The sequence below is a fragment of the Pseudomonas sp. TE3911 genome (genome assembly GCF_054062775.1).
On record NZ_JBSSFP010000001.1, the window covers coordinates 3,772,635 to 3,788,335 of the forward strand.

Here is a 15,701-nt window from a genome sequence, read left to right on the forward strand (position 1 = left end):
AGGGATTTAGCGGTCTGAGCTGCACAGCCGCCTCAATCTGTATTTACTGATTCCCAAACTGTGTCGAAGGGCCCACTGTGAAATTCATTTGTGCACTCACGCTTCTATTGCTCGCCCAGGCTGCCTATGCGGCCGAGTCCCCCGCGAACCCTGATCCCTACGGCGGCCCTGATAAACGCCCAGAGAACAGTGAAAATGTCACAACGTACTTGAACGAAGATGGCTCCTCCACCACCTCGGCAGTGATGGTTTATGGCGATGGCCATAAGGAACACTGCATTATCCAAATGGCACCGCCTGCAGCGACACATCGGCTACCGAAAGTCACCAGCAAGACGTGCACAAGGATTCACTCGTACTTTAAATAGCGGGCGCAGGGGGGAAGCCGCGATGTCCATGCGTACGTTACCAACGTCTCCTAGTACGTAGTATCCTTAAAATTAAATATCCCCCCTCGATCACTGACCATGCACAAAACCCAGTCGTTTTTACCCAACAAAATTGGTCGAGATTTTATAGTCGGTGACGTCCACGGGCACTTCAAGCTATTAGAGCTTCTTTTAAAAAAAGTGGACTTCAATGAACGCATAGATCGAATCTTCTCTGTGGGCGACCTCATTGACAGAGGACCCGACTCCATCGATGCCGTGGTCTGGCTACAGAAGCCCTGGTTTCACGCCGTGAGAGGCAACCATGAACAGATGGTTATCGACTGTGTTTCTGGCAATGGCGACATTGCCAGGCATTCGCGCAACGGTGGAGCATGGCTCTACAAACTATCAACTCAATTTCAACAGACCCTGTCTGACGCCTTAAAAGATCTTCCTCTAATAATAGAGGTTGAATTAACAGATGGTCGAAAAATTGGGATTGTGCACGCAGAGACTCCGCTGACGCATAACGATGACACCTGGCAGAGTGCAAAGGACGCAATCACGGGTCAATTTGGCGAAGTCCATCAACGCCTAGCGTTAGAAAAAGCACTGTACGCCAGAACAAAAATCGAATGCCTCGACGAAGCTTTAACTCAAGGTATTGATCAAGTTTATGTCGGCCATTCAACTGTATCCTCCCTTACCTATTTGGGAAATACGATCTACATAGATACAGGCTGCTCCTTTGACGACGGAGCGTTAACCCTCATAGAACTAACGACTCAGACGGCTACAAACGTTTCCATGCAAGCAATGCACTAAAGAGACGCCAGGGTCAGGCCACGATATCCGACACAATCATTGATTGAGGATCCTCACCGTGTCCCCTGTCGCTTGAGACGGTGAAGAGCGTAAAACACCCCTGATACATCCCTGATAAACTAGGCCACTCGCCTCGTTGACTCAGATTCCCAATGTCCCTACAAACAGCTCCACTCTCCCGCCGCTTCTCCGTTGCCCCGATGATGGATTGGACCGACCGCCACTGCCGGTTCTTCCTGCGCCTGCTCTCCAAACACGCCCTGCTCTACACCGAAATGGTCACCACTGGGGCGATCCTCCATGGCGACCATGAGCGTTTCCTGCGTCACAGCGAGGCCGAGCACCCCCTTGCTCTGCAATTGGGCGGTAGCGTTCCGGCGGATCTGGCGGCCTGCGCGCGCATGGCCGAGGCCGCTGGTTACGACGAAGTGAACTTGAACGTCGGCTGCCCCAGCGATCGGGTGCAGAACAATATGATTGGCGCGATCCTGATGGCTCATCCGGCGCTGGTGGCCGATTGTGTGAAGGCGATGCGTGATGTGGTGTCGATTCCGGTGACGGTGAAGCACCGTATCGGGATCAATGGCCGGGACAGTTATGCGCAGTTGTGTGATTTCGTCGGGACGGTGAAGGACGCCGGTTGCACCAGTTTCACCGTGCATGCGCGGATTGCGATTCTGGAGGGATTATCGCCTAAGGAGAATCGGGACATTCCGCCCTTGCGCTATGACGTGGCGGCGCAGTTGAAGCAGGACTTCCCTGAGTTGGAGATTGTGCTCAACGGGGGCATCAAGACGCTGGAGCAGTGCCATGAGCACTTGCAGACGTTTGATGGCGTGATGTTGGGGCGGGAGGCTTATCACAATCCGTATTTGCTGGCGGAGGTGGATCAGCAGTTGTTTGGCAGTGCACAGCCAGTGATCAGTCGAGCGGACGCGTTGGCGCAGTTGCGGCCTTACATTGCTGAGCATTTGGCCGGTGGCGGGACGATGCATCATATTACGCGGCATGTGCTGGGACTGGGCACTGGGTTCCCCGGGGCACGCAAGTTCAGGCAGTTGCTGTCGGTGGATATTCATAAGGCCGCGGATCCGTTGGCATTGTTGGATCAGGCTGGGGCTTTGTTGGAAGGGCGTTGATTGGGTGGCTTCCAGGGGAGTCCGTTGATTATTGGCTGAGCTGGCACACCGTCATCGGGGGGCAAGCCCCCTCCCACATTTGGTGCGGTGTGTGCCGGGGAAGGCATCAGTAGGCATGAAGGCGATATCCAAGTGTCATCGGGCAGTTGGGTTGAACCTGCTGGCGAATTTGCCCTCCTATTTAGCACCACGGCCGGTCATTCAAACGGCTGTTTTCAGGTTGTTGCCCTCGCAAACGATCGAACGCATTTGCGCCCTTGAGCGCCTCTCGGCGCTCGGGTAATGTCATCAGACCCATAGGACAGAGCACGCTCATGACTTCCAAGCTGGAACAACTCAAGCAATTCACCACTGTCGTAGCCGATACCGGCGATTTTTCCACCCTCGCCAAGCTCAAGCCGCAGGATGCAACCACCAACCCTTCCCTACTGCTCAAGGCCGCGTCGATTCCGGGCTATGCCAAGCTGCTGGATGAGTGCGTGCAGGACTGCAACGGTGATGTGGGCCTGGCCAGCGACCGTTTTGCGGTCGCTGTGGGGCAAGAGATTCTTAAAGTTGTGCCGGGCCGCATTTCCACCGAAGTGGATGCCCGCCTGTCGTTCGACGAGGCCGCCATTCTCAAGCGTGCGCACCGTCTGATTGACCTGTACGAAAAAGCCGGCGTTGGCCGCGACCGTGTACTGGTCAAGATCGCCTCTACCTGGGAAGGCATCCGCGCGGCAGAGAAGCTGGAGAAAGAAGGGATCCAGACCAACCTGACACTGTTGTTCTCCTTTGCCCAGGCTGTGGCGTGTGCTGAGGCTGGGGTATTCCTGATTTCGCCGTTCGTGGGCCGCATATACGATTGGTACAAGAAGGCCAACGGTAACGACTACACCGGCTCCGATGATCCGGGCGTGCAGTCGGTTACGCGCATCTACAACTACTACAAGGCTAATGGTTATAAAACGGTAGTGATGGGTGCGAGCTTCCGTAACCTGAGCCAGATTGAAGAATTGGCCGGGTGTGATCGCCTGACCATCAGCCCGGACCTGCTGGAGAAGCTGGCGGCGGATGAAGGCAAGCTGGAGCGTAAGCTGTCGCCTGGCCATGCCGGTGAAGCGCGAGTGCATATGACTGAAGCGCAGTTCCGTTGGGAGTCCAACGAAGATGCGATGGCGACTGAGAAGCTGGCGGAGGGCATTCGTCAGTTTGCCCGTGACCAGGAAAAACTTGAGGCGCTGTTGTCCGCCAAGCTGTAAACAGCGGGGACGTCAAAAAGGGCGGTACCTGTGAGGGTACCGCCCTTTTTTTGTGTCTCAAACCGATCTCAGTTCAACTGCGGGAGCGGCTGCTCCCGATAGCGGTGAGCCAGTTGTGAATGTACTGACTGACACTGCGCTATCGGGGCTCCTCCGACATTTGGAATGTATTCGACAGAAGGATCAGTGACGCTCGAGGGCGTTGACGAGGTCGTGAAACGCTTCGCGATTGGACTCATTGAGGCCCATCAGGATCTTGTGCGCTTCCAGCACCTTCACCCGCACCATTTCTTCGGACTGATCCTGGGACGGCAGGTCGGTAAGACATTCCGGGCAAGGAATCGGACGATCAACGATGTTGAACACCTGATCAAACCCCATGGACTGCAGCAGCCGGGTGATGTCTTCGTGGGTGGTGACGACGGTCGGCAACAGGCCAACCTTCTGCCGAGACAGAATGGACAACTTGGCTAATAGCCCAAGGGTGGTGCTGTCAATGCTGCGAGTTTCAGTCAGATCGATCACGATCGCCGAGAAGTTCAGCGCAGTGAAGATCCGCTCAATCGTCGCATCCAGCGCCGAACATAAGGTCAGGCGCACTTCACCGACAAACTTCAGGACGAAGGTCCCGTCTTGCTCAGCGAATTGGATTCTTCCGGTACTCATCAAAGATTCCTGCTCAACACCAATAGGGCGATATCATCCGGCATCTCCGCTAGCGTGGCCAATCCAAAAACCTGCCGCAGGCCATCCAGGCTGCCGCCAGCTGCCTTGACCCGTTGGGGCAAGGCGGCTTCTTTCTCTTTGAGTGTAGGCTCTGGAAGAAGGTCCAGGATGCCATCGGACATCAGCGTCAGGCTGAAGGTCGGCGGCAGTTCCAAAATGTGGTCTTCGTAGGTGGCTTCATTGAACAAGCCGACGGGCAGACCACGCCCTTCCAGGTAACGCACACTGTCTGGAGTGTATAAAACAGGCATCGGCAGGTGACCGCCAATGCTGTAGGTCAAAAGACCGGTTTCTTCATCGATCACGCCGCCTACCATCGTCACGTGCTTGCCCAACTTGCAGCTGATCAGGCCTCGGTTGATGTGGCCCAGCACCTCGGAGGGAGTGAATTCCGGCAAGGTGCCATTGCGCTTGGATTCAAACAACAGCCGTGTGGTCATGAACTTCAACAACACGGTGACAAAAGCAGAGGAAGCACCGTGGCCCGAAACGTCGGCCAGATAGAACGCCACACGTCGCTCATCCACACGGAAGTAGTCGACAAAATCACCCGACAGGTACAGCGAAGGGATGATCTGGTGCGCAAACTTGAACTCGTCGATGGTCCATGGGCTGACCGGCAGCATGTTCATCTGTACCTGGCGACCGGCGTTCTGGTCTTCCTGGAGCAGGTTCAGGCTGGCTTCGAGCTCGCGGTTGGCGGTTTCGAGCTTTTCGCGGTAACGCTGGTTCTCGACCAGCAGACGTGCACGATCCAGCGCGCGGCGCACCGAGTGCTCCAGCACCGCAAGGTCTTCCAGGGGTTTGATCAGGTAGTCGGCGGCGCCCAGGCGCAAGGCCTCAACGGCGTCGTTCATCACGCCGGCACCGGACACAACAATCACCGGAGTCTGCGGGGCAAGCTCAGTCACCTGGCGAATCAGCTCCAGGCCGCCCATCTGGGGCATGCGCAAGTCGCAGATCACGAGGTCGGGCTGGTCGCGCTCGAATACCTGGAGACCCTGTTGGCCATTACTGGCCTGCAGGACGCTGAAGCCACTGTCTTCCAAATAGGCCGCGAGACTCGCGCGCACTACTTCGTCGTCATCGATTATCAGCAGCGTGGCACTGGTTTTTTGCATGTGGGCAAACGGCGCCAGAATTAGGTTGGCGTAGGCAACTCGGCAATGGCCGGGGTCACACTACTGGATTCGCTTTCTAGCCTCTCTGTCCTACAAAAGCGTAGGCGTTTTGCCCACGCACAACTGTAAAGCAGAGGTGCCCTTCTAAGGCGCAGACGGTACTCCCATCCGCCAGGTGTTTCAAGCTCATGCCGATGGTCGCCAGGCGTCTTTACATCGCAAATCACCGGGAGTTATAAGAACAGCCACGACCACAACACAAAGTAAGGATGGAACCCATGAGCGAACACGAGCGCGACTACGCCGAGAAACGCGATTTCATCCGCATGCGAGTGGATGCCGATGTGTCTTTGATCCACGAAGGCCAAGAGATTGCCGGGGTTTGCGTGGATCTTTCCAGCTCCGGAATGCAAGTGCAGGCACCGCGCCAGTTCAACGTAGGAGACCTGCTGAGCGTGCGGATTGATTCAGAACATCCGGCCCTTAAAGGCCTGGAGGCAGATACCAAAGTGGTGTGGGCCAAAACGGTGGGCAATGATCAGCAATTGGGCCTCAGCATCCTGAAAATGCGCTGAAACCCGCGCACAAAAAAGGCGATCACTCAGGATCGCCTTTTTTCATTTCAAACGATCACCTCTTAAAAGTCGTCGACGACCTTGCCATCTTTGACCTTGAACTCACGGTTCTGCAGGTAGGCGTTACGAATGAAGGTGTATTTGTCGCCGGTGATCAGCTTCTCACTGTCGAGCAAGCTGGCACGGGCGTCGACGATGCCAAGGCCCATGACGCTGTTACGCAGGGACACATCATCCATATAGCGATAAGGCTGGGTGTAGCTGTCGACGTACTTGGACGGCGCATCACGCAGGGTGCTTGGACCCAGCAGAGGGATCATCACGTACGGACCGCTGCCAACGCCCCAGTAGCCGAGTGTCTGGCCGAAGTCTTCATCGCTGCGTTGCAGCCCCATTTTGGTGCCTACGTCGATGAAGCCCAGCACACCAAACGTGGTGTTAACCAGCAAACGGGCAGTATCGACACCTGCATTGTGAGGTTTTAGCTGCAGCACATTGTTGGCCAGGTTGCCGACGTCGCCGATGTTGCGGAAGAAGTTGTGGATACCGTCTTCAACAAATTGCGGAGTGATCCATTGATAGCCTTGGGCCAATGGCTTGAGGGCATAGGTATCAACAGTGTCGTTGAAGGTAAAGATCGGGCGGTTGACGCTTTCCCATGGATCATCTTCCGACGCAGCTTGCACAGCGAACGGGGCCAGCAGAACGGTGGCACACACCGACAGCTGAGCGAAGTAGTGGCTCCAGCGCATAGCTTTTGCTCCTTGAATGGTCTGTCATGGGCGCTATGCCCTGAATAAGGTAGCCAGTATATGACGGAAGTGCCCAATTAGGCAGCCGCCGGGAAAACTCATACCGCAAATGGACAAAATTCCTACAATTGAGCCAACTGTCATCGGACTGTCATCCTGCCTCGATAGCGTCACAGCTATTTCAGGGATGTCGACATGCCTCAAGCCGAGATTGCAATCACCAGCGCACCCGCCTTGACCGCCGTGCTGTTTGGCCTGAGTGGCTGCCTAGTGGATTTTGGCTCACAGGCGCGCACCGACTCTCCTTCCCCGGATTCACAAGCCACGCCGGGCGCCCTGAAAATCCTGCGCAACCTCAAAGAGCTGGGCGTGCCCTGCGCTTGGCTGGATGAGCTGCCGCCTGCGGTGACCACTCCTTTGGCCGCCACCTTGCCCACCTGGCTCAAAGCAGCCTCGCCCTCCTCCATCCGCTGGCCCGCCCCCCACGCGTGCTGGCAAGCGCTGATGGAATTGAATATCGAACGCCTTGAAGGCTGCGTCCTGGTCAGCGGCGAGCCGCGCTTGTTGCAATCGGGACTTAACGCCGGGCTGTGGACCATCGGCCTGGCCTCCTGCGGTTCGCTGTGTGGCTTAGCGCCCGAGCAATGGCAGGCACTGAGCGACAAGGAACGCGAACACAAGCGCGGCAAGGCCACCGTGACGCTGTATGGGCTGGGAGTGCATTCTGTGATCGATCACTTAGGCGAACTCGGCACCTGCCTGGCAGACATCAGCCGGCGCCAGCTCAAAGGCGAGAAGCCCTGATCGAGATCATGCACAGTCGGCGCCGGTGGATTAATCTACAGTTCATCCCGTAGACCTTTCTCAGCGTGCCGTGGTCTATGCCAGTGCCTATCGATAAAAGGAAGAACGTCATGCCTGATCGCAAAAAACTGGAAGAACAGGTCAATATCCTGCGCGGGCAATTGGAGCAGGAGCCACCGCTATCGGAAGAAAAACGTGAAGCGCTGGAAGGGTTGATTGCCAAATTCGAAGTGCAACTTGAATTGGAACCGGCCACCCAGACACCGAGCATCGCCGATGATGTAAACCGTGCAGTGGAAGGTTTTGAACTGGACCATCCGGGCATTGCCGGGACACTGCGCAATATCGTGATCACCCTGGGCAACATCGGCATTTAACCCGAACCCAAGCCAGACACAGAACCAGAATGCGGGAGGGGGCTTGCCCCGATTGCGGAGTGTCAGTCACCGAACCTGTGCCTGAACCTCTGCTATCGGGAGCAAGCCCCCTCCCTCATTTGTTTTACTGGCGGGCCAGGCGCACGTTCTGGAACGCCACATCCTCGGTACTGCGATAAGGGTTGATATCCAACCCGCCGCGCCGCACATAGCGCGCATACACCGTCAATTTCTCCGGCTTCAGCAGGCGCTGCAGGTCGAGGAAGATGCGCTCCACACACTGCTCATGGAAGTCCGAGTGCTGGCGAAAGCTCACGATGTATTCCAACAGGCTGGCGTGATCCAACGCTTGACCACGGTACTCCACCACTACGCTGCCCCAGTCCGGCTGACTGGTAACCGGGCAATTGGACTTGAGCAGGTGGCTGTGCACGCTCTCCTCGACAATCCGCGAGTCGTCGCAACGCAACAACTCGGGGCGCGGATGTTCGTAGCTGCTGACGTTAATATCCAGATCGTCAATGCATACGCCCGGCAGTGCCATCACACCCTCGGCCTCGATCTCTGCAAGCCTGCGGATGCGTACGGTCACTGGTTTGCCGGCGGCAGCACTCAGGTCAGCGCGCAGTGTCGACTCAAGGCTTTGCGTATCGGCAAAGGCGGTCTGGTTCAGCGAGTTGAGGTACAGCTTGAATGACTTGGACTCGATGATATTCGGCGAGTCGGCCGGGATACTGAACTCACCAATGGCCACCACCGGCTTGCCCGACGGCAACAGCCAGGACAGTTCGAAGCAGTTCCAGAAATCCACGCCCTTGTAAGGCAGGGTCTCGGCACTCAGGCCCAGCTCGGCCCACTTGGCGGCGCGAGGAATCGGGAACAGCAACGAAGGCGTGTACGTGGAGATGTATTCACTGGACTTGCCCAGCGGCGAATGTTCGGCTGCGGGATGCATGGCGGAAACCTGGCTAAATAAACCGCGCCAGTCTACCAGCCTTTGCCCCCGCCCTTAAGAAACGCCTTACTCAACGGTCAGCTTGCCGACCATGCCTGCCTGGTAATGCCCGGGCAGGTTACAGGCGAACTCCAGGCCGGTGGCCTGGGTGAATGTCCACGTCAGCTCAGCAGTTTTACCGGGCTCGACCAGCACACTGTTCGGGTCATCGTGCTTCATTGCACCATGGCCCATGGCGCTGTGGTCCATCTTGCCCATGCCGGTGGACGTGAGCATGCCGCTGGCCTGCATCTGCAACATTTCCTTCTGATGCGCCGCGTGCATCGCCGCGTCACCGAGGTTGAATTCATGCAGCAACTGGCCCTTGTTGACCAGCACGAAGCGCACCGTCTCACCGGCTTTTACATCCAGGGACTTGGGCGCAAAGGCAATATCCTGCAGCGTCACTTCTACGGTGCGCGTGGCCTTGTCAGCCGCCGCTGGTTGACCAAATGCATAGCTGTGGGATGCATCAGCCATTGCATTGAAACTCAACGCCAACAGGCAACCCGCCAACAACTGGGGTGTACGCAACGTCATCTCTCTTCTCCAAAATGTATAACCGGCTTGAGCCGCACTCTAAGATTACGCCGCTGCCAGCCAACTGACTGCTAGATTACAACTTTGTCAGGTTGCGCCCCGCACCTGGTCCCCACGGTATAAAGCCCCCTCGCCACCCGTTGCCAAGAGCTACCCCATGAAATTGCTGATCGTCGAAGACCAACCGAAAACCGGCCACTATCTGCGTCAAGGCCTGGCCGAGGCTGGCTTTACCACCGAACTGGTGGCCGACGGCACCAGCGGCCAGCACCTGGCGCTGACCGGCGATTATGACCTGCTGATCCTGGATGTAATGCTGCCCGGTCGCGACGGTTGGCAAATCCTGCAAGCGGTGCGCAGTGCCGGTCTGGAGATCCCGGTGCTATTTCTGACCGCCCGGGATGCCGTAGAGGACCGCGTGCATGGCCTGGAATTGGGCGCCGACGATTACCTGATCAAACCCTTCGCCTTCTCCGAATTGCTGGCGCGGGTGCGCAGCCTGTTGCGCCGTGGCAGCAGCACGCCCCAGGAAACCGCCCTGCAAGTGGCCGACCTGCGTTTGGACCTGATCCGCCGCCGCGTCGAGCGCGACGGCCAACGTATCGACCTGACCGCCAAGGAGTTTTCTCTACTGGAACTGCTGCTGCGCCGCCAGGGCGAAGTGCTGCCCAAAACGCTGATCGCCTCCCAGGTGTGGGACATGAATTTCGACAGCGACACCAACATCATCGAAGTAGCGATCCGCCGCCTACGCCTCAAAGTCGATGACAACTTCCCTAATAAGCTGATCCACACCGTTCGCGGCATGGGCTATGTGCTGGAGGAGCGGTGCAATTGATCAAGCGCCTGTCCCTCGCCAGCCGCCTGGCACTATTGTTTGCGGCTTGTACGGCAGTGGTGTCGCTGATTGCAGGCGTGCTGTTCAACCAAGCCAGTGAGGCGCACTTTGTCGAGTTGGACCAGCAGCAACTCGACAGCAAACTTGTGGCGTTGCGCAGCACCTTGCAGGGTGTCGACTCACCTCAAGCGTTCAACCAACGCGAGGCGCAACTGCGCGTCGAACTCAATAGACAGCCCGACCTTGCACTGCGCATCACTTCAGCCGGCCAGCGCTGGCTGGACGATGCGCCGAACGTCGCCCTGCCCACCGCGCCCGGCCTGCATAGCCTACAAAATGCCGGCACCGATTACCGCGTCTACAATGCGCCACTGAACGCTGGCCAAGCTGACTCACCGCAACTGAGCCTGATACTCGACATCACCCACCACCAGCACTTCCTGCAACGCATGCAGCGTTTGATCTGGCTCACCGTTGGCCTCTCTGCCCTCGCCACCGCGCTGCTGGGCGCCTGGGCCGCACGCAGCGGCTTGCGCCCATTGCGGCGCATGGGCGAAGTGGCTGCCAGCGTATCGGCCCACTCCTTGACCCAGCGCCTGCCACAGCAACACATGCCGGCGGAACTGGCTGAACTGGCCCAGGCCTTCAACGCCATGCTGGGACGATTGGACGACGCGTTCCAACGCCTGTCGGCCTTCTCCGCCGACATTGCCCATGAACTGCGCACGCCGCTGTCGAACCTGCTGACCCAGACCCAAGTCATCCTCACCCAGCCACGCCCGCTGGAGGATTACCGCGAGGCGCTGCACAGTAATTTGGAAGAGCTGCAATGGATGGCCCAACTGGTCAACGACATGCTGTACCTGGCCAAGGCGGACCACGGTTTGCTGATGCCCAAGCGTGAGCCATTGGCCCTGGCCGATGAAGTGGAGGCGTTGCTGGAGTTCTTTGCGTTGCTGGCCGAGGACGCGCACGTATCGCTGGTACGAGAAGGCAGCGCTCATACAGCCGGGGATCGCGGCATGTTGCGCCGGGCTTTGTCGAACTTGCTGGATAACGCCCTCAGGTTCACCCCGGCAGGCGGCGAAGTGCGGGTAAGAATAACCGAAGGCGCAATGGGCGTGACGCTAGCGGTGGAGAACACCGGTGAAGGCATCCCCGGGGCGTTGCTACCGAGGCTGTTTGATCGGTTCTATCGGGCCGACCCGGCGCGCCATGAAGGCAGCAGCGAACATGCGGGGCTGGGGCTGGCGATTACCCAGTCGATCGTGCGCGCCCATGGGGGGAGGATTTTTTGTGAGTCCGGGGCTGGATGGACGCGGTTTGTGATTGAGCTGCCAGCTGTAGATTGATGCAAGCTGCACCGGCCCTATCGGGGGCAAGCCCCCTCCCACACTTTGATCTATGAATACCTCAAATGTGGGAGAGGGCTTGCCCCCGATAGCGGTCTCAATAATTACGAGTATCTCAGCGCATGCGCCGGTTCAATCTTCGCCGCCCGATACGCCGGATACAGCGTCGCCAAAAAGCTCAACACAAACCCGGCGGTGCAGATCAACACCACATCGCCACCTTGCAGCTCCGAAGGCAGGTTGCTGACGAAGTACACATCCGAACTAAAGATATGCTGCCCGCTCACCCGCTCGACCCAGCCCACCAACTCGCTCACGTTGAGCGCTGCAATCACCCCCAGTACGCCGCCGATCAAGGTACCGACAATGCCGATCACCGTGCCCTGCACCATGAAGATCGCCATGATCTGCCGGGGCGTGGCGCCGATGGTGCGCAGGATCGCGATGTCCGCGCCTTTGTCATTCACTACCATGATCAAGGTGGCGATGATGTTGAACGCGGCCACGGCGACGATCATCAGCAGCAGCAGGCCGATCATGGTCTTTTCCATTTTCATCGCGCTGAACAGGCTGCCCTGGGTGTGGGTCCAGTCATCTGCCTTGTAGGCCGCGCCGAGGCTGGTGGCAATGTCCGTGGACACCTTGGGCGCTGCGTACAAATCTTTAACCGCCAAGCGCACACTCTGCACCTGGTTCGGCTGCCAATGCTGGATTTCCGCCGCGTCGGCCATGTGTATCAAGGCCATGGAACCATCCAACTCGGCGCCGACCTTGAAAATCCCCACCACGTTCAACCGCTGCATACGCGGGGTGATGCCGCCCGGTGCAGTGCTGATTTCCGGCACGATCAGGGTGAGCTTGTCGCCCACGTTCAAGCGGAAACGCCGGGCGGTGATTTCACCGACCACCACGCCGAACTCGCCGGGTTTCAGGTCGTCCAGTTTGCCCTGAACGATGTGCTGGGCCACGATCGACACCTTGCCTTCTTGGGCCGGGTCGACGCCGCTGATCTCGATCGGCTGCATCGCACCCTTGTAGGAGAACATGCCGTCCATCTGCGTGAACGGTACTGCAGCGGTCACTTGCGGATTCTTCATCGCCGCCGCGGCCACCGGCTGCCAATCATCAATCGGCTTCACGCCGACGATGGTGGCGTGGGGCACCATGCCGAGGATGCGCGAGCTCATTTCGCGCTGGAAGCCGTTCATCACCGACAGCACCACGATCATCGCCAACACGCCCAGGGCGAGGCCGATCATCGAGGTCATCGAGATAAACGAAACAAAACGGTTGCGGCGCTTGGCGCGGGTATAGCGCGTGCCGATGAAAATCGATAACGGTCTGAACATTCGCTTGCACCGCCTGAAAAATTAAAAAAGCCCGACGCCAGGCGCCAGGCTTGAAACGGGTCAGATGGCGACCAGATGACCTTCCTGCAGGTGCAGCACGCGGTCCATCTGGCGGGCCATGCTCATGTCATGGGTCACCACCAGGAATGCAGTGCGCATCTGGGTGCTCAGCTCCAGCATCAAATCCTTGATGCCCTGGGCGGTGTGGGAGTCGAGGTTGCCGGTGGGCTCGTCGAGCATCACCAGGCCTGGGTTGTTCACCAGGGCGCGGGCGATTGCCACACGCTGGCGCTCGCCACCGGACAGTTCGGCCGGCTTGTGCTCAAGGCGATGGCCCAAGCCGACACGCTCCAGCAAGGCCTTGGCACGCTGGCGTGCTTCCGGGATTGCGGTCTTGCCGATCAGCAGCGGCATGCAGACGTTTTCCAGTGCGGTGAATTCCGGCAACAAGTGGTGAAACTGGTACACAAAACCCAACGAACGGTTGCGCAACTGGCCACGGGCCTTTTCATTCAAGGCTGACAATTCTTCGCCAGCCAGCCAGACGCTGCCCTGGGACGGCGTGTCGAGGCCGCCCAACAGGTTCAGCAAGGTACTTTTGCCGGAACCGGAACTGCCGACGATCGCCACGCGTTCGCCCGGATGGAGCTCAAGTTGCAGGTTGGACAGCACCACCACTGACTCAGGGCCTTCCTCGTAGGATTTGCCCAGGTTGCGGCAGCTCAGGATTGCTTTTTCACTCATGCCCGATTCACTCATAACGTAAGGCCTGTGCTGGCTGGGTACGTGCCGCGCGCCAGGCTGGATACAGGGTGGCAAGGAAACTCAGGACCAACGCAGCGCCGCCCACCATCAACACGTCCTGGGCCTGAACCTGGGACGGCAAGTAGTCGATGAAGTAGACGTCTGCATTGAGGAACTTGTGGCCGATCACTTTCTCAAGCAAGGCGATGGCTGCGCTGACGTTAAGCGCGGCCAGGATGCCCACGGCGGTGCCGATCAAGGTACCCACCACGCCGATCACGGTGCCCTGCACCATAAAGATCGCCATGATCTGCCCCGGCGTGGCGCCCAGGGTACGCAGGATGGCGATGTCGCCTTTCTTGTCATTTACCACCATCACCAGCGTGGAGATGATGTTGAACGCGGCCACAGCGACGATCAGCAGTAGCAGCAGGCCGATCATGGCTTTTTCCATGCGGATGGCCTGGTACAGGTTGCCGTGGGTACGGGTCCAGTCACGGGCGTAATACTCGGTTTCACCCAAGTGCTGGGCGATATCCCAGGCACCGCGCGGGGCGTCGAACAAATCGCTGAACTTCAGGCGCAGGCCCTGCACCTGATCCGGCTGCCAGCGCTGGAGGCGGGCCAGATCGGTGAGATTGGTCAGCCCGAGGTAGCCGTCGATTTCGCCGGCGCCCACATGGAAGGTGCCGACCACGGTAAAGCGTTTCATGCGCGGAAACATGCCCGCCGGGGTCACGGTGACTTCCGGCGCGACGAAGGTCAGCTTGTCGCCGAGGCCCACGCCGAGCTTGGCTGCGGCCTTGTCGCCGATCACGATGCCGAAATCACCAGGCGCCAGATCGTCGAGTTTGCCCTGCAACATGAACTTGTCGATGATCGACACGTTGCGTTCCTGGGCGGGGTCGATGCCATTGAGCAAGATCTTCTGCACCTTGCCATCATGGGTCAGCAGCCCCTGCATCTGGGTAAACGGCGCAACGGCCACGACCTTGGGGTTCTGCTTGACCTTGGCGGCCAGGTTTTGCCAATCGTTGATCGGCTCGCCCGACTCGATGGTCGCGTGGGGCACCATGCCCAGCACGCGGGTGCGCATCTCATGATCGAAGCCGTTCATCACCGACAGCACCACAATCATCACGACTACGCCCAAGGCGAGCCCGATCATCGAGGTCAAGGAAATGAACGACACAAAATGATTGCGGCGCTTTGCACGGGTATAACGCGTGCCAATAAATACGAAGAGAGGTCTGAACATGTCGGGGCTTGTTCGGAGGAAAAGAAGACGTCCCGGTGGCGGGGTCTGGTAAGCAGCTTTACACTCTGACCATTACCGTTACCTGGGGTTCGCCATGTCGACATTAGATGAAGAAGAGCGCCGCGAATACTACCGTATCGACGACATGATCGCACTCCAAATCAAAAACCTGTCGGCCCCCGAAGCGGCGAGCAAGGAAGTGTTGCTGGATGATTCACCGCTGTTCAACCTGCTCAGCGAATTGCATCTCAGCGAATTCGAAGCCCAGCACCTGCTGCGCCAACTGAGCGAGAAGGACCGCACCCTCGCCGCCTTCCTGCGCGTGCAGAACAAGCGCGTAGACCTCCTCAGCCAGATCATGGCACGCGGCCTGCTCGATGAGGTGGGCGCACCGCAGCCGGTGATCATCTCCGAAGGCGGTATCGACTTCCAACACCCTACCTCACTGGTCACCGGCGCTCACTTGGCCGTCAAGCTGGTGCTGATGCCCCAGGCGCTCGGCCTGCTGCTGCGGGCACGGGTCACCCATTGCGATCCCAAGGGCGATGGCTTTGACGTGGGCACGGAATTCGAGTCCATGACCGATACCCAACGCCAACTGCTGGCGCGCTACATCCTGCAAAAGCAGGCCCAGGAACGCCGCCTGGCGCGGGAACAAAGCGACGACATCTGAATTCGTATTCACTACGCCAGCC

General features: G+C 58.4%; 17 protein-coding genes. 9 read left to right on the forward strand and 8 right to left on the reverse strand.

Annotation, left to right across the window (positions count from 1 at the left end; translation table 11 throughout):
* Positions 1–467 precede the first annotated feature (467 nt).
* From ACVWXD_RS17060 to tal, 3 genes are all read left to right on the forward strand, one after another.
* A complete protein-coding gene (locus ACVWXD_RS17060; RefSeq protein ID WP_457371204.1) occupies positions 468–1,196 on the forward strand; it encodes a metallophosphoesterase in 729 nt (242 codons plus the stop codon).
* Between the two features lie 152 nt (positions 1,197–1,348).
* Positions 1,349–2,335: a tRNA dihydrouridine(20/20a) synthase DusA gene (gene dusA, locus ACVWXD_RS17065; protein ID WP_457371205.1), complete on the forward strand. Its 987-nt coding sequence runs from the start codon at positions 1,349–1,351 to the stop codon at positions 2,333–2,335.
* 314 nt (positions 2,336–2,649) lie between these two features.
* On the forward strand, positions 2,650–3,576 hold the full coding sequence (gene tal, locus ACVWXD_RS17070) for a transaldolase (protein ID WP_032888840.1): 927 nt from the start codon (positions 2,650–2,652) through the stop codon (positions 3,574–3,576).
* Positions 3,577–3,759: 183 nt separating this feature from the next.
* Here tal and rssC read toward each other — a convergent pair whose 3' ends face one another.
* Positions 3,760–4,242, reverse strand: a complete 483-nt coding sequence (rssC, locus tag ACVWXD_RS17075) for an anti-sigma factor antagonist RssC (RefSeq protein ID WP_032888838.1) — start codon at positions 4,240–4,242, stop codon at positions 3,760–3,762.
* A complete protein-coding gene (gene rssB / locus ACVWXD_RS17080; protein WP_181643970.1) occupies positions 4,242–5,423 on the reverse strand; it encodes a two-component system response regulator RssB in 1,182 nt (393 codons plus the stop codon). The genes rssC and rssB overlap by 1 nt, the downstream gene beginning before the upstream one ends.
* Before the next feature lie 278 nt (positions 5,424–5,701).
* On the opposite strand from rssB, the gene ACVWXD_RS17085 reads away from it, so the two are divergent.
* The gene (locus ACVWXD_RS17085) at positions 5,702–5,998 is read left to right on the forward strand and encodes a PilZ domain-containing protein (protein WP_447095770.1); all 297 of its coding nucleotides are present in this window, start codon (positions 5,702–5,704) and stop codon (positions 5,996–5,998) included.
* A 62-nt stretch (positions 5,999–6,060) separates the two neighbouring features.
* Here ACVWXD_RS17085 and ACVWXD_RS17090 read toward each other — a convergent pair whose 3' ends face one another.
* Entirely contained in the window at positions 6,061–6,750 is a 690-nt protein-coding gene (locus tag ACVWXD_RS17090) for an MlaA family lipoprotein (RefSeq protein ID WP_032888832.1), read from the reverse strand.
* A 195-nt stretch (positions 6,751–6,945) separates the two neighbouring features.
* Here ACVWXD_RS17090 and ACVWXD_RS17095 point away from each other — a divergent pair, with 195 nt between their 5' ends.
* Entirely contained in the window at positions 6,946–7,554 is a 609-nt protein-coding gene (locus tag ACVWXD_RS17095) for a hypothetical protein (RefSeq protein ID WP_032888830.1), read from the forward strand.
* Between the two features lie 110 nt (positions 7,555–7,664).
* A complete protein-coding gene (locus ACVWXD_RS17100) occupies positions 7,665–7,931 on the forward strand; it encodes a DUF4404 family protein (protein WP_032888829.1) in 267 nt (88 codons plus the stop codon).
* A gap of 124 nt (positions 7,932–8,055) precedes the next feature.
* Here ACVWXD_RS17100 and queF read toward each other — a convergent pair whose 3' ends face one another.
* Together queF and copI are read right to left on the reverse strand one after the other, a co-directional pair.
* Positions 8,056–8,886 carry an NADPH-dependent 7-cyano-7-deazaguanine reductase QueF gene (gene queF / locus ACVWXD_RS17105; protein ID WP_095184123.1) on the reverse strand — a complete coding sequence of 277 codons (831 nt, stop codon included), beginning with the start codon at positions 8,884–8,886 and terminating at the stop codon, positions 8,056–8,058.
* 66 nt (positions 8,887–8,952) lie between these two features.
* Positions 8,953–9,465: a copper-resistant cuproprotein CopI gene (gene copI, locus ACVWXD_RS17110; RefSeq protein ID WP_032888825.1), complete on the reverse strand. Its 513-nt coding sequence runs from the start codon at positions 9,463–9,465 to the stop codon at positions 8,953–8,955.
* Positions 9,466–9,622: 157 nt separating this feature from the next.
* Between copI and ACVWXD_RS17115 the strand changes: the two genes are divergently transcribed.
* Complete coding sequence (locus ACVWXD_RS17115) at positions 9,623–10,303, forward strand: heavy metal response regulator transcription factor (protein ID WP_032888823.1); 681 nt, start codon at positions 9,623–9,625, stop codon at positions 10,301–10,303.
* Positions 10,300–11,655, forward strand: coding sequence for a heavy metal sensor histidine kinase (locus ACVWXD_RS17120; protein ID WP_099601502.1), 1,356 nt, complete (start codon positions 10,300–10,302; stop codon positions 11,653–11,655). Before ACVWXD_RS17115 ends, ACVWXD_RS17120 begins: the two co-directional genes overlap by 4 nt.
* Before the next feature lie 104 nt (positions 11,656–11,759).
* Here the strand turns inward: ACVWXD_RS17120 and ACVWXD_RS17125 are convergent, their stop codons facing one another.
* Genes ACVWXD_RS17125 through ACVWXD_RS17135 form a run of 3 tightly spaced genes read right to left on the reverse strand, consistent with a single transcriptional unit; the run spans position 11,760 to position 15,006 of the window.
* The gene (locus ACVWXD_RS17125) at positions 11,760–13,004 is read right to left on the reverse strand and encodes a lipoprotein-releasing ABC transporter permease subunit (protein ID WP_032888822.1); all 1,245 of its coding nucleotides are present in this window, start codon (positions 13,002–13,004) and stop codon (positions 11,760–11,762) included.
* A 60-nt stretch (positions 13,005–13,064) separates the two neighbouring features.
* Entirely contained in the window at positions 13,065–13,748 is a 684-nt protein-coding gene (gene lolD, locus ACVWXD_RS17130) for a lipoprotein-releasing ABC transporter ATP-binding protein LolD (RefSeq protein ID WP_024074097.1), read from the reverse strand.
* A gap of 7 nt (positions 13,749–13,755) precedes the next feature.
* Positions 13,756–15,006: a lipoprotein-releasing ABC transporter permease subunit gene (locus ACVWXD_RS17135; protein ID WP_032888819.1), complete on the reverse strand. Its 1,251-nt coding sequence runs from the start codon at positions 15,004–15,006 to the stop codon at positions 13,756–13,758.
* A gap of 94 nt (positions 15,007–15,100) precedes the next feature.
* Here ACVWXD_RS17135 and ACVWXD_RS17140 point away from each other — a divergent pair, with 94 nt between their 5' ends.
* Positions 15,101–15,679, forward strand: a complete 579-nt coding sequence (locus ACVWXD_RS17140; RefSeq protein WP_032888817.1) for a PilZ domain-containing protein — start codon at positions 15,101–15,103, stop codon at positions 15,677–15,679.
* The last annotated feature ends 22 nt before the right edge of the window (positions 15,680–15,701 follow it).